This is a genomic window from Synechococcus sp. CS-1326 (assembly GCF_025128115.1).
Lineage (GTDB): Bacteria > Cyanobacteriota > Cyanobacteriia > PCC-6307 > Cyanobiaceae > Regnicoccus.
The window spans coordinates 1-21,729 of sequence record NZ_JAHLYV010000035.1; the positions used below are offsets into that span (position 1 = coordinate 1).

Annotated in this window: 19 protein-coding genes; 15 read left to right on the forward strand and 4 right to left on the reverse strand. The window is 65.6% G+C overall.

What is annotated here, in order from left to right:
* The first annotated feature begins 152 nt into the window (after positions 1 to 152).
* The 3 genes from KQ307_RS13895 (at position 153) to KQ307_RS13905 (ending at position 2,844) form a co-directional block, all read left to right on the forward strand.
* The gene (locus KQ307_RS13895) at positions 153 to 677 is read left to right on the forward strand and encodes a DUF2459 domain-containing protein (protein ID WP_259728395.1); all 525 of its coding nucleotides are present in this window, start codon (positions 153 to 155) and stop codon (positions 675 to 677) included.
* A 151-nt stretch (positions 678 to 828) separates the two neighbouring features.
* Positions 829 to 1,716, forward strand: coding sequence for an alpha/beta hydrolase (locus KQ307_RS13900; protein WP_259728323.1), 888 nt, complete (start codon positions 829 to 831; stop codon positions 1,714 to 1,716).
* Between the two features lie 165 nt (positions 1,717 to 1,881).
* A complete protein-coding gene (locus tag KQ307_RS13905; RefSeq protein WP_259728396.1) occupies positions 1,882 to 2,844 on the forward strand; it encodes an orange carotenoid-binding protein in 963 nt (320 codons plus the stop codon).
* 210 nt (positions 2,845 to 3,054) lie between these two features.
* Here KQ307_RS13905 and KQ307_RS13910 read toward each other — a convergent pair whose 3' ends face one another.
* Entirely contained in the window at positions 3,055 to 5,424 is a 2,370-nt protein-coding gene (locus KQ307_RS13910; RefSeq protein ID WP_259702365.1) for a bifunctional (p)ppGpp synthetase/guanosine-3',5'-bis(diphosphate) 3'-pyrophosphohydrolase, read from the reverse strand.
* 69 nt (positions 5,425 to 5,493) lie between these two features.
* Here KQ307_RS13910 and KQ307_RS13915 point away from each other — a divergent pair, with 69 nt between their 5' ends.
* The 3 genes from KQ307_RS13915 to KQ307_RS13925 are packed head-to-tail and all read left to right on the forward strand — an operon-like array spanning position 5,494 to position 9,844.
* Positions 5,494 to 7,113, forward strand: coding sequence for an ABC transporter ATP-binding protein (locus tag KQ307_RS13915; protein WP_259728324.1), 1,620 nt, complete (start codon positions 5,494 to 5,496; stop codon positions 7,111 to 7,113).
* 8 nt (positions 7,114 to 7,121) lie between these two features.
* Entirely contained in the window at positions 7,122 to 8,441 is a 1,320-nt protein-coding gene (locus tag KQ307_RS13920) for a chloride channel protein (RefSeq protein ID WP_259728325.1), read from the forward strand.
* Positions 8,442 to 8,485: 44 nt separating this feature from the next.
* Complete coding sequence (locus KQ307_RS13925; RefSeq protein ID WP_259728397.1) at positions 8,486 to 9,844, forward strand: MFS transporter; 1,359 nt, start codon at positions 8,486 to 8,488, stop codon at positions 9,842 to 9,844.
* Here the strand turns inward: KQ307_RS13925 and KQ307_RS13930 are convergent.
* On the reverse strand, positions 9,735 to 10,487 hold the full coding sequence (locus KQ307_RS13930) for a TetR/AcrR family transcriptional regulator (protein ID WP_259728326.1): 753 nt from the start codon (positions 10,485 to 10,487) through the stop codon (positions 9,735 to 9,737). The two genes, KQ307_RS13925 and KQ307_RS13930, sit on opposite strands and share 110 nt — an antisense overlap.
* Before the next feature lie 69 nt (positions 10,488 to 10,556).
* Between KQ307_RS13930 and KQ307_RS13935 the strand changes: the two genes are divergently transcribed.
* Complete coding sequence (locus KQ307_RS13935; protein ID WP_259728327.1) at positions 10,557 to 11,633, forward strand: NAD(P)-dependent alcohol dehydrogenase; 1,077 nt, start codon at positions 10,557 to 10,559, stop codon at positions 11,631 to 11,633.
* Here KQ307_RS13935 and KQ307_RS13940 read toward each other — a convergent pair.
* Together KQ307_RS13940 and KQ307_RS13945 are read right to left on the reverse strand one after the other, a co-directional pair.
* Entirely contained in the window at positions 11,588 to 13,291 is a 1,704-nt protein-coding gene (locus tag KQ307_RS13940) for a SulP family inorganic anion transporter (protein ID WP_259702360.1), read from the reverse strand. The two genes, KQ307_RS13935 and KQ307_RS13940, sit on opposite strands and share 46 nt — an antisense overlap.
* Positions 13,292 to 13,334: 43 nt before the next feature.
* Positions 13,335 to 14,243 carry an urease accessory protein UreD gene (locus KQ307_RS13945; RefSeq protein ID WP_399242186.1) on the reverse strand — a complete coding sequence of 303 codons (909 nt, stop codon included), beginning with the start codon at positions 14,241 to 14,243 and terminating at the stop codon, positions 13,335 to 13,337.
* A gap of 117 nt (positions 14,244 to 14,360) precedes the next feature.
* On the opposite strand from KQ307_RS13945, the gene ureE reads away from it, so the two are divergent.
* The 8 genes from ureE to urtE all read left to right on the forward strand — a co-directional run bounded on the left by ureE (position 14,361) and on the right by urtE (position 21,728).
* Positions 14,361 to 14,849 carry an urease accessory protein UreE gene (gene ureE / locus KQ307_RS13950; RefSeq protein ID WP_259728328.1) on the forward strand — a complete coding sequence of 163 codons (489 nt, stop codon included), beginning with the start codon at positions 14,361 to 14,363 and terminating at the stop codon, positions 14,847 to 14,849.
* Complete coding sequence (locus tag KQ307_RS13955; protein WP_259702358.1) at positions 14,839 to 15,558, forward strand: urease accessory protein UreF; 720 nt, start codon at positions 14,839 to 14,841, stop codon at positions 15,556 to 15,558. The genes ureE and KQ307_RS13955 overlap by 11 nt, the downstream gene beginning before the upstream one ends.
* 60 nt (positions 15,559 to 15,618) lie before the next feature.
* Positions 15,619 to 16,242, forward strand: coding sequence for an urease accessory protein UreG (gene ureG / locus KQ307_RS13960; protein ID WP_259728329.1), 624 nt, complete (start codon positions 15,619 to 15,621; stop codon positions 16,240 to 16,242).
* A gap of 154 nt (positions 16,243 to 16,396) precedes the next feature.
* Positions 16,397 to 17,719, forward strand: a complete 1,323-nt coding sequence (gene urtA, locus KQ307_RS13965; protein ID WP_259702356.1) for an urea ABC transporter substrate-binding protein — start codon at positions 16,397 to 16,399, stop codon at positions 17,717 to 17,719.
* A gap of 123 nt (positions 17,720 to 17,842) precedes the next feature.
* Positions 17,843 to 19,000 carry an urea ABC transporter permease subunit UrtB gene (gene urtB / locus KQ307_RS13970; protein WP_259702355.1) on the forward strand — a complete coding sequence of 386 codons (1,158 nt, stop codon included), beginning with the start codon at positions 17,843 to 17,845 and terminating at the stop codon, positions 18,998 to 19,000.
* A 3-nt stretch (positions 19,001 to 19,003) separates the two neighbouring features.
* Entirely contained in the window at positions 19,004 to 20,179 is a 1,176-nt protein-coding gene (gene urtC, locus KQ307_RS13975) for an urea ABC transporter permease subunit UrtC (RefSeq protein WP_259702354.1), read from the forward strand.
* Positions 20,176 to 20,973 (forward strand): urea ABC transporter ATP-binding protein UrtD, encoded by a 798-nt coding sequence (urtD, locus tag KQ307_RS13980; RefSeq protein WP_259728330.1) that lies wholly within the window; start codon positions 20,176 to 20,178, stop codon positions 20,971 to 20,973. The genes urtC and urtD overlap by 4 nt, the downstream gene beginning before the upstream one ends.
* The gene (urtE, locus tag KQ307_RS13985) at positions 20,970 to 21,728 is read left to right on the forward strand and encodes an urea ABC transporter ATP-binding subunit UrtE (protein WP_259702352.1); all 759 of its coding nucleotides are present in this window, start codon (positions 20,970 to 20,972) and stop codon (positions 21,726 to 21,728) included. The genes urtD and urtE overlap by 4 nt, the downstream gene beginning before the upstream one ends.
* Position 21,729 lies beyond the last annotated feature (1 nt).

The following is a 21,729-nucleotide window of genomic DNA, read 5'->3' on the forward strand; positions in this document are numbered from 1 at the left end:
CGCCGGCCTCCTGATCATTCGACAGGGAGAAAACCGACTCGACTTAAAGTACTTGATGCCAGTCGCCAGGAGCATCTGCACGTGCAGAGGATTTCCTTGCGGCGTCTCAATATTGCCTCAAAAGTGGCAATATTTCGAGGTTCCCTCAAGCCATTCCTGGTCTCAAGGAGTATTATGGCGACGCCGCCTACTATGAAGTTGGCTGGGGTGATCAGGAGTTCTACCCATCACGAAACCTATCAATCGGTCTAACCTTGCAAGCGATCCTCAGGTCGGAAGGCGCTGTGATGCACGTTGTTGCTATCCCGGCTTCTCCGAAGACGTTTTTTGACTCAAGCGAAGTTATCAGCACCTGTTTAACCGATCAACAAGTTTCTGCTCTGGCAGCATTTGTGGCAAACAGTTTTGCCCGTGACCATCAAGGAGGCATTGTCCGCCTCATGCCGGGCCTGTACGGCAACAGTCGATTCTTTCAAGGAAAGGGACGCTTTTCCTTGTTCCATACGTGCAACAACTGGACTGCCAAAGGATTGAAAAGCGCCGGAATGAAGCTATCTTCGACTTTTTCCCAGACCTCCCTGCAGGTGATGAGCGCGATCCGAGAGCTGCGACAGCAATGCGCCTTGCCCCCCAACCCCACGCTCAAGAAGATGCAACGCAACCAGGCCGCCTCATGATCCTCGCGTTGAACAAAGAACCTCCTGCCCGACAACTCCCACGATCTGGTGGGGTGAGGAACAAGGCTGCGCAACCGTCTGCCGAACACGCCAATGGCGATCGGGTGCTTTGGAATCGGCTTTTTTGTGCTGGGCATCGGCTGTCTTCAGCTTGCTGCGCCACGCCAACCAGCTGGGCTGTAAATGGGCGATCGGCACAGCACCGATGAGTGTAGGTAGGTGGTTGGGCCTGGCCGGCTGGCTGGCGCTGGGCTATGGCGGTGTCTGCCTGCTGGTGTTCCTCACCCAGCGCTCGTTGATCTATCTCCCCCAGCCCGCCGCCGATCCGTCCGGCCAGCTGGTGCTGCAGGTGGAGGGCAAGCGCGTGCTGGTGGCCCATCGCCCCCATCCGGGTTCCCGGGCGCTGATCTACTTCGGTGGCAACGCCGAAGACGTGTCCCGCACCCGCGCCGAGCTGGCTGCCCTGCTGCCCGACACGGCCCTTTACCTGCTCCACTACCGCGGCTACGGCGGCAGCGAGGGGAGCCCCAGCGAAGCGGCCCTGCGCGCCGACGCCCAAGCCCTCCATGCCCACGTGGCCAAGCGCCACGACGCGATCACGGTGGTGGGCCGCAGCCTGGGCACCGGCCCGGCGGTGCATCTCGCTGCCACCCGCCCGGTGCAGCGGCTGGTGCTGCTGGTGCCGTTCGACAGCCTGCTGGCGGTGGCCCGCGGCGCCATGCCCTGGCTGGCGGTGGATCTGCTGCTGCACGATCGCTGGGATGCGGCCGCCGAGGCGCCCCGGGTGCGCGCCCCCACCACGATCGTGGCGGCGGTCTTCGATCAGGTGGTGCCATCGCGCCATGCCGAAGCCTTGCACCGCGCCTTCCCGCCCGGCGTGGCGGAGCTTGTGCTGGTGCCCGACCTCGACCACAACACGCCGGTTCTCAGCTCGGCGGCTTTCCGCGCTGCGCTGCAAGGCCAGATCGAACCGCGATCGGCTGAACCAGGCAGAGGGGCTGCATCGTTCGTTGCTGAAGCCGGGGGCTTGATTGCCTGAAAAAGCCCTTGCCGACCAGTGGATCCATTGAAGCGCCGTGGAGCCATTCGAATCACTGAACTGCATTGTCAGCAATGCCAATAGGTGTCTTTGGTGTAGCCATCCTCAAGGCATTATCCAGAGATGTATCATTCGGCTGATCGCCAGTTTACGGAGTTTTGCGGCATGTCATTTACCATTGAATCAGCTAGCAATATCTTCCCTGAAACGCTGGCTGCAGATGTGGTGCCAGCCACGATTGCCCGGTTCAATCAACTTGAGATTGAAGACAAATTGGCTCTGATCTGGTTTGCCTACCTGGAAATGGGCAAGACGCTCTCGATTGCGACTCCCGATCCTGTGAATATGCAATTTGCCAGTAGCACGCTCAGCCAAATCAAGCTGATGAAATTCAATGAGCAAACGCAGTTAATGCATGACCTGGCCAGTCGAACGGATCGGCCCATCTGCCGCATTTACGCCACCTGGTCAGTGAACATCAAACTTGGCTTTTGGTACCAATTGGGCAAATGGATGGAAGCAGGAATTGTTACCCCGATACCACACGGCTATCAACTTTCAGCCAATGCTTCGGCGGTCCTGCAGGCGATTCGGATTGTCGATCCTGGTCAACAAATTTCGATCCTCCGCAATGCCGTGTTGAATATGGGCTTTGACCAAGCACAGTTGGGCAGCTACAGCTCGGTGGCGGAACCGTTGGTTCCTGCCAAGGACAGGGCCGAGCGCACCCCGATTTCTGCCATTTCTGGCGTGGAAAATCCAGTGATCCTGGAGTATATGGACAACCTGAATGCCAATGACTTTGATGCCCTTGTACAACTTTTTGCTTTGGATGGTGCCCTGCAACCCCCCTTTCAAGGCCCGATCGTCGGCCAGGATGCCTTGCTTCGCTTTTTCCAGGAGGATTGCCAGAACTTAACACTGTTACCTGAGCAAGGCATCACGGATTCCAAAGAAGATGGCTACACCCTGATCAAGGTCACCGGCAAGGTGCAAACCCCCTGGTTTGGCCAGGATGTGGGCATGAACGTTGCCTGGCGATTCCTCCTCAATCCAGACAACAAGATTTTCTTTGTTGCCATTGACTTACTCGCTTCTGCCAAGGAGTTGCTGAATCTGTCTCCTTAGATTGTCTTCCTGCCCAGCAGGCAGGCACTCAAGTGGTTCACGCTGAGCTATCAGCGATGATGAACATTACTGAATCTTGTGTTCAAGTGCCGAGTAGGGCGTTCACAACCCAGGCAATGGCCATGAAAATGATGAAGCAAGGCTGGCTGCAATCCCAGGAGTGGGAGGGCTGGCAAACGTATTCGGCTCGCCATAGAACACGAATGTTGCTCAACCGATTCCGGTGCGGCAGAGGTTGAGCACGTCGGCCATCGAGCGGATCTGATCCATCGTGGTTCGCAATTGGGAGGCGCTGATCAGTTCCACCTTCAGGTCGATGCAGGCTGGTTTGCCATAGGCGGTGCGCACGCGGGCATCGCTCACATTGATGCGGCTGTCGGAGAGGCGGGTGAGGATGTCCTTCAGCACGCCGACCCGATCGAGCACTTCGATCCGCATCTGCACCGGATACCGGCGGTGCTGCGGGTCGGCGAGCGGATTCCAGCGCACCGGCAGCCGGCGTTCCACCGGCATCTGGTTGACGTTGGCGCAATCCTGGCGGTGGATGGTGATGCCGTGGTTGCCGAGGGCGACGCTGCCCACGATCGCCTCCCCCGGCAAGGGGCAACAGCAGCCCCCGAGCCGATACTCCAACCCCTCCAGCCCCAGGATGGCGGCGCCGCCGGCATCGGCTCCGGCGGTTGAATCAGCACCCGGGCCGCTTCCGGCCCTGGCCGCCACGCTTCGGGCCAGCTCTTCATTCGAGAGCACCGGGGCGGTGGCGGCGCTGGCCAGCCGCACCTCCTCCCGCAACCGGTTGAGCACCTGATGCAGGGTGACACCACCGAAGCCGAGCGAAGCGAGCAGATCCTCCGTGCTGCCCAGATTGCAGCGGCGAGCCACCTTGGCAAGGGCCTCGCCATTGATCAGCGCATCGAAGCCGTTGCGGCCCAGTTCCCGCTCCAGCAGCTCCCGACCCCGCAGGATGTTTTCCTGGCGATGGCTGCGCTTATACCACTGGCGGATACGGTTGCGCGCCGTCGGGGTGGCCACGAAGTTGAGCCAGTCGAGGCTCGGCCGCGCCGTTTTCGTGGTGATCACCTGGACGAAATCACCGTTCTGCAACGGCGTGGCCAGGGGACAGAGCCGGTCGTTGATGCGGACGCCCTGGCAATGATTACCCACCTCCGAGTGGATCCGATAGGCGAAATCCACGGCGGTGGAGCCGGTGCGCAACCCCACCACATCCCCCTTGGGGGTGAAGACGAACACCTCCTCATCGAACAGGTCTTCTTTGATCGAGGCGAGATAGTCGCTGCTGTCTTCACCGCCACCGTCCTGTTGCCAATCCACCAGCTGACGCAGCCAGTTGAAACGATCGGTGTCACCCCCGGCGGCCGGTGATCCCCCCTCCTTGTACTTCCAGTGGGCGGCGATGCCGTACTCCGCCACCTGATGCATCTCCGTGGTGCGGATCTGCACCTCCACCGGCCTGTGCCTGCCGATCACCGCCGTGTGCAACGACTGATAGCCGTTCGGCTTGGGCAGACCGATGTAATCCTTGAAGCGGCCGGGAATCGGCCGGAAGGTGTCGTGCACCACGGCCAGAGCCCTGTAACAGCCCTCCACATTGGTGGTGAGGATGCGTACGGCCGCCACATCGAAGATTTCGTGGAAGGCCTTCTGCTGGTGGCGCATCTTGCTCCAGATCCCATACAGATGCTTCGGGCGGCCGGTGACCTCGCACTGGCTCAGCCCAGCCGCCCTGAGGCGATCCTTGAGCAGGGACACGGTGACCGCAAGCCGGTCTTCCCGGTCGCTGCGCTTGCTGGCGACCTCCTGCTTGATCTCGCGATACGACTCGGGCTCGAGAATCTTGAAGGCCAGATCCTCCAGCTCCCATTTGAAGCGGCCGATGCCGAGGCGGTTGGCCAGCGGCGCGTAGATCTCACGGGTTTCGCGTGCGATCCGCAGCTGCTTCTCCGGTTTGAGCGCCCCGAGCGTGCGCATGTTGTGGAGGCGATCAGCCAGCTTCACCAGCACGACGCGGATGTCGCTGGCCATGGCCAAGAACATGCGGCGCAGGTTCTCGGCCTGGGCCTCGGTGTGGTTGGTGAAGTGGATGCCACCCAGCTTGGTGACCCCCTCGACCAGCGCCCGCACCTCCGCCCCGAAGTGGGCCTCCAGCTGCTCGGAGCTCACCTCGGTGTCCTCGACCACGTCGTGGAGGAATCCGGCGGCGATCACGCAGGGGCTGGCGCCGATATCGCGCAGCAGATCGGCGACAGCGATCGGATGAATGATGTATGGCTCGCCGGTGGCCCTCACCTGGCCGTCATGGAGCTGGAAGGCGAAATCAAAGGCTCGAGCGAGCAGGGCTTCGCCATCGCTGGGGCAGCTCTCCCCTGCTGCCGGTGGAACCTGCTCGATGCAGGCCTCCAACCAGGACGGCAGGGCAACGCCGTAGTCGGCGGCCACCTGGATCCGCTTGCGGCCGAGCAGGAAGGCGGGGCCGCTTGGCTGGGAATCGCTGCCGGCACTGAAAACCGCCGGGGCTTCGCCCCGCGGGCGGGTGATCAGGGAGCCGGCGATTTCGGTCATCGGAGCTGGCTGATCATTTGATAGTAGGCAAAATGACCTGACAACGGCCACCTGACCATCGATCGCTCCATGGCCGCACCCCGCAGCCCTGGCCCGGTGCTGGCGATCCACGATCTCGTGGTGAGCTACCCGGGTTCCACGGCCGCACCCACCCTGCAGGGCCTGGACCTGCGGCTCGACCCCGGCGACCGGCTGGCCCTGGTGGGGCCCTCGGGCTGCGGCAAGAGCACCGTGGCCAGGGCCGTGCTGCAGCTGCTGCCCGCCGGCAGCGTCTGCAACGGAGAGCTGCTGCTGGTCGGCGAGGATCCGCGCCGATTGAACCGTCCGGCCCTGCGCCGCCTGCGGGGTGAGGCGGTGGGCCTGGTCTTCCAGGATCCGATGACCCGGCTGAATCCGCTGCTCCGGGTGGGGGACCATCTCACCGACACCCTGGCCGCCCATCGACCTGACTGGTCACGACGGCGACGGCGGCAGCGGGCCGCTGAGCTGCTGCAGCGGGTGGGGATCGGCCCGGAGCGCTACGACAGCTATCCCCATGCGTTCAGTGGCGGCATGCGCCAGCGGCTGGCGATCGCCCTGGCGATGGCGCTCGAGCCCGCCCTGGTGATCGCCGATGAACCCACCACCAGCCTGGATGTGGCGGTGGCGGCCCAGGTGATGGCCGAGCTCACCGGCCTCTGCCGCGACAGTGGCAGCGCCCTGCTGCTGATCAGCCACGACCTGGCCATGGCCGGCCGCTGGTGCGACCAGATCGCCGTGCTGGATCAGGGGCGCCTGGTGGAGCAGGCCGCCTCCACGATCCTGCTCACCCAGCCTTGCGCCCCCCTGACCCAGCGGTTGGTGGCCGCCGCCCGGCTGCGGGAGGGGGGACGCTCGCCCCTGGCCCAGCAGGCGGCGCCACTGCTGGAGGTGGAGGAGCTGCGCTGCTGGCACCCGCTGCCGTCGCTGCCGTGGCAACGCCGCTGGCTCAAGGCCGTCGACGGGGTGGGCCTGCAGCTGCGGGAAGGCGAAACAGTGGGCGTGGTGGGGGCTTCCGGCTGTGGCAAGAGCACCCTCTGCCGCGCCCTGATGGGCCTCACCCCGGTGCGCGGCGGGGCGGTGCGGCTGCAGGGCCGCAACCTGCGCGAACTGGGCGGCCGTGAGCTGCGCCAGGCCCGGCGCCGCATCCAGATGGTGTTCCAGGACCCGCTCGCCTGCCTCAACCCGGCAATGACAATTGGAGAGGCCGTGGCCGATCCGCTGTTGATCCATCGGCTGGCCGGTCGCAGCGAAGCACGGCAACGGGCACGACGCGGGCTTGAAGCGGTGGGACTGAGCCCGGCCGAGGCGTTCGAGAACCGCCTGCCGCGCCAGCTCTCCGGCGGCCAGCAGCAACGGGTGGCGATCGCCCGGGCCCTGATCCTGGAGCCCGCCGTGCTGCTCTGCGACGAGAGCGTCAGCATGCTCGACGCCGAGGTGCAGGCGGAGGTGCTGGCCCTGCTGCGGGAGCTGCAGCGGCGCCTGGGCCTGGGGATGCTGTTCATCACCCACGACCTCTCGGTGGCGAGCGGCTTCTGCCAGCGGGTGATCGTGCTCGATGGCGGCCGCATCGTCGAAGAGGGCCCCGGCGATCGGCTGCTGGAGCAGCCTCAGGCGGCGATCACCCGCCAGCTGGTGGCGGCTTCGCCCCGGCTGCCCGCCCTGGCCTGACTGACCCGATGACCGTCACACCCTCTCAACGCCGCCGCAAGCTGCGCCGCCTGCTGGGCCTTTTTCTGCTGGTCAACGCGATCGGCATCGGCGTGGCCGCGGCGATCTGGCTCTATGGCCAGGAGATCCAGGCGGTGAACAACCTGCGGCTCCAACTGGCCGCCCGCCTGCCACGGCCGCTCGTGCTCCCGCTGATCGGCGTGCTGGGCGGCGGCATCGCCGGCGGCCTGATCGCCTTCCTGGAGCCTGGCGCCAAGGGCTCGGGAATCGTGCAGGTGATGCTCTGGCTGCGGGGTGTGCCGATCCCGATGGGCTGGCGGGTGGCGGTGGTGAAGCTGCTGGCCAGCGGCATCGCGATCGGCAGCGGCATCCCGGTGGGGCCGGAGGGCCCCTCGATCCAGATCGGTGCCTCCCTGGCCCGGGAATCCGCCGATGCCCTCCAGGCTGATGGCGGTGATCGGCGCCTGGCGGTGGCGATCGGCAGCGGTGCCGGCCTCGCCGCGATCTTCCATTCGCCGCTGGGGGGGCTGGCCTACAGCCTTGAAGAACTGCTGAAGCGAGCCGACATTCGCGTGAATGCGATCGCCGCCTTCGCCACCTTCGCCACCGTGGCCTGGACCCGGCTGCTGGCCGGTCATGGCGGCGGACCCGCCTGGCTGAAGCAGCTGGCGCCGATCATCAGCTTCCCCAGCCAGCTGAGCGAATTCCGGCTGGTGGATGTACCGGTGCTGCTGCTGCTTGGGGCGGCAGCCGGGCTGCTGGCCATGCAGTATCAGCGCTGGATCCTGAAGATGCGGCAGGGCTTCTTCCGGCTGCGGCTGCCGGTCTGGCAGTTGCTGCCGCTGGTGGGGCTGGCGATCGGCCTGGGCTGGTCGCTGCTGCCGCCTTCCTTCGACAACCCCGACAGCCTCGGCTTCGACGCCCTGCAGGGCCTCGACACACCGCTCAAGGCCCTGGTGGCCCTTGGGGTGCAGGCGGCGGGTACGGCCGTGGCCGTGGCGGCGGAAGCCCCCGGCGGCTTCCTCGCCCCGGCCCTGGTGGTGGGCGCCTGCCTCGGCACCCTGATGCAGCAGCTCTGCCTGCTGCTCTTCCACACCGCCCCGGCCACCCTGCTGTTCGCCGGCGGCGGCGCCTTCCTCGGAGCCCTCACCCGCACGCCGCTCACGGCGATCCTGCTCACCTTCGAACTCAGCAAGGACTACGCCCTGCTGCTGCCGATCGGCTTCGCCACGCTCACGGCGATCGCCGTAGCCGACCTGTACGAGCGCGACACGATCTTCGACCTGCTGCGCCAGGAAGCCCTGCGCGAGCTGGAGCCAAGGGAGTGAACCAGGCTCCTGTCGCCTTGGTCGAGCCGATCGATCTGCTGGCGATGCCGGCGGCCCTGCGGCGGCGCACGCTTGTTGCCTACGGGATCGGCGATGCCGGCACCGGCATGGCCGCGGCGCTGATCGGCTTTTACCTGTTTGTGTTCTACACGCAGATCGCCGGGCTGCCCCCCTGGCTGGCCGGGCTGGTGCTGATGGTGGGACGGGCCTGGGATGCGGTGAGCGATCAGCTGCTCGGCTGGCTGAGTGATCGGACCCGCAGCCGGCTGGGGCCCCGCCTTCCCTGGATGATCGGCAGCGCCGTGCCACTTGGCGTGAGCATGGCCCTGATGTGGTGGTTTCCGCCGGGCGGCGAGCTGCTGCGCTTCGGCTGGTTCGTGCTGATCTCGGTGCTGTTCATGGCCGCGTACACCGGCGTGAACCTCCCCTACTGCGCCCTCGCCACCGAGCTCACCGGAGACACCCGGCTGCGCACCCGTCTCAACGCGGCCCGCTTCACCGGTTCGATCCTCAGCAGCCTGGTGGGCCTGCTGCTGGGGGCCCTGCTGGTGGGCGGAGGCGCCCCCGGCTACCTCTGGATGGGGGTGGCCAGTGGCGCCGTGGCGATCGTGGCCACCCTGCTCTGCTGCTGGGGCCTGGCCCCAGCAGCCCGGGTGTGCCGGCGGCCATCGGGGCGCGCCGAGCCGATCACCACCCAGCTGCTCCGGATTCGCCGCAATGGCCGCTTTCTGCGGGTGGTGGGCCTCTACCTGCTGCTCTGGGGTGCCCTGCAGCTGATGCAGCCGGTGTCGCTGCTCTACCTCTCCGAGGTGATGCACGTACCGATGGATTGGAGCACCTGGATACTGATCCCGTTCCAGCTCAGTGCCATGGCGGGGCTGGAACTCTGGAGCCGGCTGGCGGCCCAGCGCGGCCGGCTGTGCGCCCTGCGCTGGGGCTGTGGGCTCTGGATCGCCATGGGGGCTCTGGCCATGGTGCTGGTGCCCCTTGATCCCGGCCTGGCCCCGTTCGCCAGCCTGGCCAACGGGCTCAGGTTCACCCTGCTGCTGCTCGTGGTGCTGCTGATGGGTCTGGGAGCCTCCACCGCCTACCTGATGCCCTGGTCGCTGCTGCCGGATGCGATCGATGCCGACCCGGAGCGGCCCGCCGGCCTGTTCACCGCCTGGATGGTGCTGACCCAGAAGCTGGGCAGTGCCGTATCGGTGTTCCTGCTCGGCAACCTGCTCAGCTGGAGCGGCTTCGTGGCCGGGCAGACCCTGGAGCAACCCCAGACAGCGCTGCTGACAATCCGGCTCAGCATCGGCCTGATTCCGGCCACCCTGGTGCTGCTCGGTCTGCTGGTGATGCGGGGCTGGCCGCGGCGTTCAGCCCCGTCAGGGTTCGCTCCAGGCCATCAAGAATGAAGGCGAGACCGAAGCCGAAGACATGGAGCCCGTCGTAGCGGCGTGCGATCACCTCCAGGGTGAGCCCGTTCAGGTGGGGATAACGATCGGCGGGAAGCTGCGGCAGGAAGGTGGCGGCGATCGCGGCGTAATCGTGCGCCTCGATCGGGAAATTCAGCTCCTGCAGGGTGAACCCATAGACGTGGTTGTCGATGGCGTTCAATCCATGGTCGGCCTGCTGCAGGGAAAAGCCCGCCTCCGCCAGGCAGCCGAGCGAAGCATCCACATAACGCAGCATGGCCGGCCCCGTGTTCAGCCGCGACAGAATCGCCAGCGCCGCCCAGGGATGGAGGCGCAGGACCTTGTGGGCTGAAGCGGCCCGCTCCCGCATCGCCGCTTTCCAGTCCCCGCCGATCGCCGGCAGGGCGATTTCGCCGACCACGATTTCAACCAGGCCGTCCACGATGGCGTCGCGGCTGGCCACGTGGTTGTAGAGCGACATCGCCTTGACGCCGAGCGCTTCGGCGAGCTTCCGCATCGTGAGCACAGCCAGCCCTCCCTGATCGGCGATCTCCAGGGCCGCGTGCAGAACCCGCTCCCGACTGAGGGGCAGCCGGGCGATCGGCTGCTGAGAGCTCAGCCCTGCCCGGTTCTCCGGCTCCAATCCCGACCCGCCAGTGCGAACCAAGCTTACGGTGTATGCTTTGCTTACGTTGTAAGTAGTGGTGAGGCCATGGCGGTTCACGGCAGGGCGCAAGCGCCGCAGACAGGCAGCAACCAGGCCGGCGGCTCCACCCCGCTCCCCGCCACGATGCAGGCGATCACCCAGGAGATCTACGGCTCGCCGGCGGTGCTCTCGCTCCAGACGGTTCCTGTCCCCACGATCGGCCCCCGGGAGGTGCTGATCAGGGTTCACTCCAGCTCTGTCCATGCCGGTGACTGGCATCTGATGCGTGGTGAACCCTTCCTGGTGATCCGCCTGCTGTACGGAGGCCTGCGCCGGCCGAAGATCCGGACCCTCGGCTGTGATGTGGCCGGCACCGTGGTGGCCATCGGCAAGGGAGTCAGCCGCTTCCAGCCCGGCGATGCGGTGTTCGGCGATCTCTCTGAGTGCGGCTTCGGCGCCTTTGCCGAATACGCCCGCGCCTCTGAATCATCGGCCCTGGCGATCAAACCGGCCTCGGTCGGATTCGAAGCCGCCGGCACGGTGGCCTGCTCGGCCCTGTCGGCCCTGCAGGGCCTGCGCGATCTGGGCCGGCTTGAGGCGGGACAGAAGGTGCTGATTCACGGAGCCGCCGGTGGGGTGGGCTCCTTCGCGGTGCAGATCGCCAAAGCCTTCGGCGCTGAAGTGACCGGCGCCTGCAGCGCCGCCAAACAGGCAATGGTGCGCTCGATCGGCGCCGACCACGTCATCGACTCGGCCGGGGCGGATTTCAGCGCGGATGGCCGCCGCTACGACCTGATCCTCGATACGGCGGCCTTTCGGCCCCTGGCCGACTTCCTGCCGGCCCTGACGCCAACCGGCACCTACGTGCTGGTGGGTGGCTCGATGGCGCGTTTCTTCCAGGTGATGCTCTGGCAGGGACCCTGGATCTGCCGCACCAGCCGCCGCCGGGTTGCCGTGCTGGCCTCGAACCCCAATCCGCTCGATCTGCAGGTCCTGGCCGATCTGCTCGAAGCCGGCAAGATCACGCCGTTCATCGATCGCCGCTGCGGCCTGAAGGACGTTCCCGCGGCGCTGGCAGCCCTTGAACAGCGGCAGGTTCAGGGCAAGGTCGCCATTGCGGTAGGCGCTGAACCGGCCTCGTAGCGCTCCACCGCCGTCTCCACGTTGAAGCAGAGGCGCTCCGGACCGAGCGTCCTGCCCAGCTCCGAGTGGCGCACCACCCGCAGACTGTCCGGATTGAGCCCGGCCAGCCACAGGCTCACGCCCTGCTTCCGTTGCTTGCGCTCCGCCTCGGTGAGCCGCTTCAGGGCGGAATACTCGATGTCGATCACGGCGCTGCAGTCGATCACCACCACCCGGGGTTCGGCCCGCTCGATCAGCGCCTCCATCTGGGCCCAGACCGCCTGGGCATTGGCGAAGAACAGCCGCCCCTCGGCCCGCAGCAGCAGCAGACCCGGCCAGGTCTGGTCATCCGGGTGGGCGGGGTGGTGGCCCAACCTCGGTCTGAACACATCCGTGCCCCGCTTGCGGGCCAGCACATAGACCCGGGGATTCATTTCCTGCTGCGCCAGCGCCAGCAACGACACGATCACCGCCACCAGAATTCCGCGCAGGGTTCCCAGCAGGGCCACGCCGGCGCAGGCGATCAGGGCCCAGTGGAACTCAGTGACCCGCACCCTGCGGATAGCGATGAAATCGGCGGGAGCGATCAATTCAGCCGAATACACCACCACCACAGCGGCCAGAACCGCCAGGGGCAGCCGGGCAATCAAAGGAGCCAGCAGCAGCAGGGTTCCCATCGCCACCGCCGCCGTGACCAGCTCGGCCAGCTGGGAGCGGGCACCCGCCCTGCGGTTCACGGCGGTCTGGGTGGTGCCACCGCCGGCGGCCATGCCACCCAGCAGCGCCCCACCGATGTTGGCCAGCCCGAGGGCGAACAGTTCCTGGTTCGGGCGCGGCTGGGGTTCCTTGCTGCTGGCGAAGGCGCGGCCGGCGGCGATGCTTTCGGTGAAGCTCATCAAGGCGATACCGGCGGCGGCCGGCCACATCCGCTGCGCCAGAGCCAGCTGCGGCAGGGTGAGGCCGGGCAGTCCCGGGGACACCGGGCCGACGGTGGCCACCCCAAGTGCTTCCAGCTTGAACAGGGCCATGGCAGCGAGGGCAACCGCGATCGCCGCCAGGGGTGCAGGCAGCCCCGGCGCCAAACGGGGCAGGCTCAGCAACAGCCCGATCGACAGAAGCGACAGGACCACTGTGGGCAGCGAGGTCTGCGGCAACTGGCCCACGACTGCGCCGATGTCGGCAAAGAAGCCGGCCCTGGTGATGGGAACGCCGAGCAGCTTGGGCAGCTGATCCACCACGATCACCAGGCCGATCCCCGACTTGAAGCCCACCAGGACTGATTCGGAGATGAAGTTGGCAACGAAGCCGAGCCGCAGCAGCGCAGCCAGCAACAACATGGCTCCCACCAGGGCCGCGAGCGTTGCACTGGCCACCAGCAACTCCGCCGGCGCCGCCCCCGGGACCACCCTGTTCAGCTCAGCCCCGACCAGGATGGCCAGGGTGGTGGTGGTGCTGACGCTCAGGGGCCGCGAAGACCCCAGCAGGGCGTACACCAGCATCGGCACCAGGGCTGTGTAAAGCCCCACCTCCACCGGCAGGCCGGCGATCGTGGCGAACGCCATCGCCTTCGGCAGCACCACCGCCGCTGTCGTGAGCCCGGCCAGCAGATCGCTCCGCCTCCACTCCGGCCGATAACGGCGGATCCAATGCTCCCAGGGCAGGAATGCCGAGCCACTCATCCGACACCTCCAGCCGACAGGCACCCGGCTGAAGCTTGCCTGGTCAGAGCGACGGGAGTGTGGCGCCGGAGGCGGCGATCAGCGGCGCCTCCTGAAACGGCCACACCCGGGGCAACTGCGGCGCGGCCAGGCCGCGCTCCGCCCGGATCCGGGCCCAGATCCGCGTGAACCAGAAGCGGGCCGCCTGGCTGGATGGTCCCCGGTAGCGAGCGACGAGACCCTGCTCCATGCGGCCGCAGGCCATCTCACCGGCGAGGCCGGCGCGATCGGCGCGGCAGTGCTCGATCAACCGCTCACTCAACGGCATCGGCGCAGCCCACACCAGGCTGCCGAACACCGGCAGGCCATCAAGGCCATGGTCCCCCTCCAGGCTCTCGCCACCGAGCTCGAGCCGATCCGCCACGCTCCACCGGCCCTCGCGGCGGATCTCCAGCAGAGAGCGCCAGCGGCCGCTGCCAAGCTGCTCGCCGTCGGCGCTGCGACCCAGCCGCACCACCTCGGCCCCCAGCCAGCTGGCCCCGGCCGCCAGCTCCACCCGGACGACCTGTTCAAAGAGCCCGGCGGCAAACACAACCAGCTCCTGGGGCAGCCATTCCAGATCAGCCCCTTCCGCCAGGCTGCAGGCCAGTTCCTGGCGGGCCCAGCGGCCCTGGGGCGTCAGCCGGGAGCGGCCGATCGAACCGTAGATCTTCTGGGCCGCCACGCTGGTGATCAGGGCACGGCTGCCGGCTTCGAGCGCCACCTGAATCGAGAGTTCATCCCCACCCACCAGGCCGCCGGCTGTGTGCAGCAATGGCAGCTCACAGCGACCATCCGCAGCGGCGAAGGCCTTCTGGAACTTGAGCGGGGCTGTGGTTCCACCCTGGTGGATGGTGGCACCGCCGGGCGTGGAACCCCGATGAAAGAGCATCTGGGCGCTACCACGCCAGGAAGCAAGGGGAGCTGGAGTCATCCTGGTGATCGTCGACGCCGGATCGGTCGATTCCCGTATCGATTGCCACCGTTCCGACCCAGCGGTCTGGCGATGGTGGCGGATCATTCCCTGGTTTCCCTTGCTGCAGATCCGCCCGTGAGCGCCCAAGCCAGTTCTCCGGTCCTGCTGGAACGGCGGCACGACCAGCCTGCCCCGGGGATCCAGGCCCTGCGGCTGCCGCTCAGCGCCGACCAGCGCAGCAGCCTGCGGGGCCACCGCCGCAGCGCCTGCGGCAGGGACCTGCTGCTGCAACTTCCCCGTGGCAGCGCCCTGCTGCCAGGGGAGGCCCTCAGCGACGCTGCCCAGGTCACCGTGGTGATCGTGGAGGCGGCGGCTGAACCGCTGCTGCTGGTGAGCAGCTCCGATCCCCTGGCCCTGCTGCAGGCCGCTTATCACCTGGGCAACCGCCATGTGGCCATGGAACTCCGGCCCGGCCAGCTGCGGATCCTGCAGGACCCTGTGCTCGAGATGCTGCTGCGCCAACGGGGCCTGAGCGTGAAGCCTCTCACCGCTCCGTTCCTGCCGGAAGCGGGAGCGTATGCCGGCGGCGGGGATGGGGGAGGCGGCCATCAGCATGACCACTGATTCCCGCCCGCACCTGTGGCAACTGCTCAGCCCCGCCCTGCCAGTGGGCGCCTTCAGTTATTCGGAGGGGCTGGAGGAGCTGGTTCAAGGCGGAAGGCTGGGAAACGCCGAGGCCCTGCGGCGCTGGCTGGAAGCGGAGCTGTGGCGAGGGGCGATCACGATCGAAGCGGCAAGCCTGAAGCCACTCCAGTCCGCCCTGACGAGCTGGCGCGACGCGGAGGACCGGAACGATCAGCTGGCCGCCGCCGCCGCCGCATCCGACCTGCTCGATCGCGACGGCTGGCTGCGGGTCCTGCGGGAGGCGCCGGAGCTGCGGGCCCAGCAGTGCCAGATGGGCCACTCCCTGCTCCAGCTGCTTGGCGAGCTGGGCTGGCCGCTGCCCGGCAACGGCCACGCCATCAGACCGGCGCGCCTGGGCTGGCCAGCCGCCTGGGCCTGGGCGGGCCTCTGCCTGGAGCTGGAGCTGGAGGAGCTGGTCGAGGCCTATCTCTATGGCTGGGTGGCCAACCAGGTGAGCGCGGCTGTGCGCCTGATCCCGCTCGGTCCCACCCAGGGACAGCGGCTCCAACTGGCGATGGCCAGCCTCCTGGGCGAGCGGGCCATCGCCCTGGTGAACGCTGATCCGCATCAGCTCTGGAATGGCGGCGTGGGGGCAGGGATGGCCCAGCTCCGCCATGCTGAGCTCTATTCCCGTCTGTTCCGCAGCTAGCGCCACACAAGCCACCCCGATCACCGTTTAGAACCCGATCCACCAGGGAGGAATCGTGGGATGAGCAAGTTGCGCCTGGGGGTGGCCGGGCCGGTGGGTTCCGGCAAAACGGCCCTGGTGGAAGCTCTCTGCCGCCGGCTGCGTGATCGCCTTGAGCTGGCGGTGGTCACCAATGACATCTACACACAGGAAGACGCCCAGTTCCTCACCCGGGTCGGGGCCCTGGAGCCCGAGCGGATCCGGGGCGTTGAAACGGGTGGCTGTCCCCACACGGCCATCCGCGAAGACTGCTCGATCAACCGGGCGGCGGTGGAGGAGCTGGAGGAGCGCTTTCCCAACCTGGATCTGGTGATGGTGGAGAGCGGCGGCGACAATCTGGCCGCCAGCTTCAGTCCCGAGCTGGTCGACCGCTGCATCTACGTGATCGATGTGGCGGCCGGTGACAAGATCCCGCGCAAGGGCGGCCCGGGCATCACCCGCTCCGATCTCTTGGTGATCAACAAGATCGATCTGGCGCCGATGGTGGGCGCGAGCCTGGAGGTGATGGAGCACGACGCCGGGCGGATGCGGGGCGGCAGGCCCTGGTGCTTCACCAACCTGCGCAGCGGCGAAGGGGTGGAGCAGGTGGAAGCGTTTGTGTGGCAGCAATTGCCACAGCTGGCCGGTGCCGAACCGGAGCACTGAAGCGATCAGCCAGGGCGAGCGGAGCGCTCCAAGGACAGCAGATCCTCAAAGTGTTCCAATCGCTACAAGGTGTTCATGGCAACAGTCGATACGGTCCTGTACCGCCGATGAGCGGACCACTCTTCAGGAGATTGACCAGATGAAGCCAAACTCGATGCAGCTGACTCGCCTGCGGCAGGCCTCGCTGCAAAAGGTTTCCCTCAGGATTCTTGGTGGCAGCCTGGCTCTGGCCACCAGCATCACCCTGGCCTCCTGTGGGGGCGGCGCCGAAAAAGCCGCTGATGGAGGCGGTGGTGAGTTCGACGGTGAAGTGAAGGTGGGCATCCTTCACTCCCGCTCCGGCACCATGGCCATCTCCGAGAACACGGTGGCCGAAGCCGAGCTGATGGCGATCGAGGAGATCAATGCCGCCGGCGGCGTCAAGGTCGATGGAAAGAAGCTGAAGATCGTGCCGATCGAAGAAGACGGAGCCTCTGACTGGCCCACCTTCGCCGAGAAGGCCACGAAATTGATTGATCAGGATCAGGTCGCCGTGGTGTTCGGCGGTTGGACCTCAGCGAGCCGCAAGGCGATGCTGCCGGTGTTCGAAGCCAAGGATCACTTTCTCTTCTATCCGATTCAGTACGAGGGCCAGGAGTGCTCGAAGAACATCTTCTACAGCGGCGCCACCCCGAATCAGCAGGCTGAGCCCGCCGTGTCCTGGCTCCTCAAGAACAAGGGCAAAGACTTCTTCCTGGTTGGTTCCGACTACGTGTACCCACGTACAGCCAACACGATCATCAAGGAGCAGCTCAAGGCTGAGGGAGGCAACCTGGTCGGCGAAGACTATCTCCCCCTCGGCAACACCGAGGTGGCACCGATCATCGCCAAGATCAAGCAGGCTCTTCCCAAGGGCGGCGTGATCGTCAACACTCTGAACGGCGACAGCAATGTGGCCTTCTTCAAGCAGATGAAGGCAGCCGGGATCACCCCTGGCAATGGCTACGCGATCATGAGCTTCTCGGTCGCGGAAGAGGAAGTGGCCGCCATCGGCCCTGAGTACCTCGAAGGCACCTATGCCGCCTGGAACTTCTTCCAGAGCCTCGACACACCTGCCTCCAAGAAGTTCACCGCCGACTTCAAGGCCAAGTACGGCGAGAAGCGGGTCACCAATGATCCCGCTGAATCCGCTTACAACATGGTCTACCTCTGGGCCAAGGGTGCTGAAAAGGCCAACAGTGTCGATGACAACAAGGTTCGGGAAGCCTTGATCGGGGTGAAGTTTGATGCTCCCCAGGGCCCGATCGAAGTGCAGCCCAACCACCACACCACCGAACTGGTGATGATCGGTGAGGTTCAGAAAGACGGCATGTTCAAGATCATCGAGAACCAGGGCATCGTCAAACCGCTGGCCTGGAACCAGTTCGTGCCCGAAACCAAGGGATACACCTGCGATTGGACCCAGGACCGCCCCGACGCGGGCAAGTTCAAGATGTGATCGGCCAACCGGCTTGATTGCTCAGGGAGCTGCTTTGCTCCCTGAATTCCAGGCCGCACCTTTTCTACGGGTGCGGCCTCTTTTTTCAGACCCATTCCTATCGCAGGTCCCCAACGGGACGCCATGGATCTTCTCTACGAAACGCTCTTCAACGGCCTGGCCATCGGCTCCGTGCTGGTGCTCGCCGCCCTCGGTCTTGCCGTTGTCTTCGGCCTGATGGGCGTCATCAACATGGCCCATGGCGAGTTGATGATGCTGGGGGCCTACACCACCTATGTGGTGCAGAACCTCTGCAAGGAAGGTCCTCTCGAAGCGCTCTTCCCCATCTACATCCTGGTGGCCATCCCCCTGGCCTTCCTGGTGAGTGGCCTGGCCGGACTGCTGCTGGAGAAAACCGTGATCCGGCGCCTCTACGGCCGGCCGCTGGAAACCCTGCTGGCCACCTGGGGGGTGAGCCTGATCCTGCAGCAATTCGTTCGCTCGGTATCAAGCGCCTTCATGGTGGGCCTGGTGCTGGCCGTGGCGATCGGGCTGCTGCTGCCGCGGTTCACCCCCAGGCGCTGGTGGGAGCAACGCTGGACGCCGATCATCGGCGTCTCCAGCTGGCTTGTGGCTGGCCTGGTCGGGATTCTGGCCGCATCTGCCCTGGGCACGAACCGATCCATGGATCAACCCTGGTTCAGCGCCCGCAACCTGGATGTCAGTGCGCCCGATTGGCTGCAAGGGGCAGTTGATGTCGGCGGGGTCACGATGCCCACGGCCCGTCTGTTCATCATCGCCTTGAGCCTCGTGGCCCTGCTGGCGGTCAACTGGTTCCTGCAGAAAAGCGTCTGGGGGATCAGGATCCGCGCCGTCACCCAGAACCGGTCAATGAGTGATTGCCTCGGCATTCCAACCCAGACCGTCGATGCCCTCACCTTCCTGGTGGGCTCCGGCCTGGCCGGTGTGGCCGGCGTGGCTGTGACCCTGCTCGGATCCGTCGGCCCGAATCTGGGCGGCAACTACATCGTCGACTGCTTCATGGTGGTGGTGCTCGGCGGGGTCGGCAAGCTGCTCGGCACCGTGGTGGCAGCTCTGAGCATCGGGGTGCTCAGCTATGTGATCGGATCGGGCTCGCTGCTGCTCGTCTGGCCGACGATGCCAGCTGGAATGAATGAAGTGATCACCTTCTTCGCCACCACCTCAATGGCGAAGGTTCTGGTGTTCATCCTGATTGTGGTGTTCCTGCAGTTCAAGCCAGCCGGGCTGTTCCCCCCCAAGGGCCGCATGGTGGAGGCCTGAGCCATGACCGCTACCTCCCCATCCACCCTTCGCCGCTGGTTGCCCTGGGTGCTGATCGTGGCAGCCGGATTGATTCTGCCGGTGCTGCTTCCCCCCTTCCGCCTCAACCTGCTGGGCCGATTCCTGTCCCTTGGCATCGTGGCCCTGGGGATCGATCTGATCTGGGGTTTCACCGGCATGCTCAGCCTCGGCCAGGGGATCTTCTTTGCCCTGGGCGGCTATGCCATCGGCATGTTTCTCACCCTCGACAACCTCGAGCCCGGCAAACTGCCTGAATTCTTCGACCTGTATGGCGTCAAGGAATTGCCCGGCTTCTGGCAGCCCTTCAACTCTCCGGTCTTCACCTTTTTCGCGATCTGGGTGATTCCTGCCGTGGTGGCGGGGTTGCTGGGTTTTCTCGTTTTTCGCAACCGGATCAAAGGCGTCTATTTCTCAATCCTCACCCAGGCTGCCCTGCTGGTCTTCTTCAATTTCTTCAACGGCCAGCAGAAACTGATCAACGGCACCAATGGCCTGAAGACCAGCACCGCCCAGATTTTCGGACAACTGGTTGGCTCCGATCTGATGCAGCGCTACATCTTCATGATCACCGTGGTTCTCACCGTTGCGGCCTGGTTTCTCTGTCGTTGGCTCACCACCGGTCGATTCGGCGATGCCCTGATCGCCATTCGCGATGACGAACCGAGGATGCGGTTCACCGGTTACAACCCCACCACCTACAAAACCCTCGTCTTCGCGGTGGCCGGCGGGCTGGCCGGTATCAGCGGAGCCCTGTACACCGTCCAGTCCGGCATCATCTCGCCCCAGTTCATGGCTGTGCCCTTTTCAATCGAGATGGTGATCTGGGTGGCCGTGGGTGGCCGTGGCACCCTGATCGGCGCGGTGCTCGGAGCCGTGGTGATCAACTACGCCAAGAGCCTGGTCAGTGAGCAGCTGCCTGAAACCTGGCTGTTCATCCAGGGGGGCCTGTTCCTTCTGGTGGTCACGGCCCTGCCCGATGGACTGGTCGGCTGGTGGCGGCTGGGCGGAGTGGCCAAGCTGCAGGCGATGGTCGGCTGGCCTCCCCGCTCCCCCACTTACCCCGCCCTGGATCTTGATCCGGCCCTGCGCTCAGAAGCGGGCTCGATCGACTCCAGTGCAGAGCTCGAACCCATTCGGCCCCCGGGAGCACAACCATGACCAGTCGATCCGCCCCGAGCGCCGATCAACCGCTGCTCGAGCTCCGCTCGGTGAGCGTCAGCTTTGACGGCTTCTGGGCGCTCAAGGATCTCAACCTGAGCCTTTCCGCCGGCGAGTTGCGGGCGGTGATCGGACCGAACGGCGCCGGCAAGACCACCTTCCTCGATGTGATCACCGGCAAGGTGAAGCCCACCAAAGGCGACGTGATGTTCCGCGGTCGATCCCTGGTCGGCACCGCCGAGCACCGAATCGCCCGGCTGGGCATCGGCCGCAAGTTCCAGACCCCCAGGGTGTATCAGAACCTCACACCCCGTCGCAACCTTGAGCTGGCGGTGAGCGGCAATCCCTCGCCGCTCAACCTGCTGTTCGGTGGGCTCGATGCGAACGCCCGTGACCGGGTGCAGCATCTGCTCGGAGTGGTGGGGCTTGAGCCCTACGCCAATCAACTGGCCGGGGGACTGTCCCACGGCCAGAAACAATGGCTGGAAATCGCCATGCTGGTGGCCCAGGATCCAGACCTGCTGCTTGTGGATGAACCGGTGGCCGGCCTCACCGATGAAGAAACCGGTCGCACCGCCGATCTGCTCAAACAGCTCTCCGGTGATCACACCGTGCTGGTGATCGAACACGACATGGACTTCATCCGCGAGCTCGATTCCCAGGTCACGGTGCTGCATGAGGGCCACGTGCTGTGTGAAGGACCGATGGATGAGGTGCAGAGCGATCCAAGGGTGATCGAGGTGTATCTCGGCGTCGAAACCGACGATCTCGAAAGCGTGGAGGACATCGAATGACGACGACAACTGCTCCGATTCCCCTGCAGGAGGCCAGCGGTGAGGCTGGCAATCAGCTCACCCTGCGCGGCCTCAACGTCTATTACGGCGAAAGCCACATCCTCAGAGATGTCGATCTGAGCGTGAAACCAGCCCAGATGGTCTGCCTGATCGGCCTGAACGGCGTCGGCAAAACCACCATGCTCAAAACGATCGTGGGGCTGCTGCGGCAGCGCAGTGGCACCGTTGAGATCGGCGATCGGGAACTCTCCACCCTGCCGCCCCACCAGCGGGCCCGAGCCGGGATCGGCTATGTCCCCCAGGGCCGCGAGATCATCCCCCAGCTCACCGTGCGCGAGAACCTGCTGCTGGGCCTGGAAGCCCTGCCGGGGGGGCTCTCCCGCAACCGGCACATCGATCCGCTGGTGTTTGAGCTGTTCCCGGTGCTCGAGAAATTCCTGGCCCGCCGCGGCGGCGACCTCAGCGGCGGCCAGCAGCAGCAACTGGCCATCGCCAGGGCCCTGCTCGGCAAACCGAAGGTGCTGTTGCTCGATGAGCCCACCGAAGGGATCCAGCCATCGGTGGTGCTCGACATCGAGCGGGCCGTCAAACGGATCATCGCCACCACCGGCATCAGTGTTCTGCTGGTGGAGCATCATCTCCATTTCGTGCGGCAATCCGATTGGTATTACGCCATGCAGAAAGGTGGGATCGTGGCCAGCGGTCCCACCAAGGCCCTGAGCAAGGACATGATTCACCGCTTCCTCAGCGTCTGAA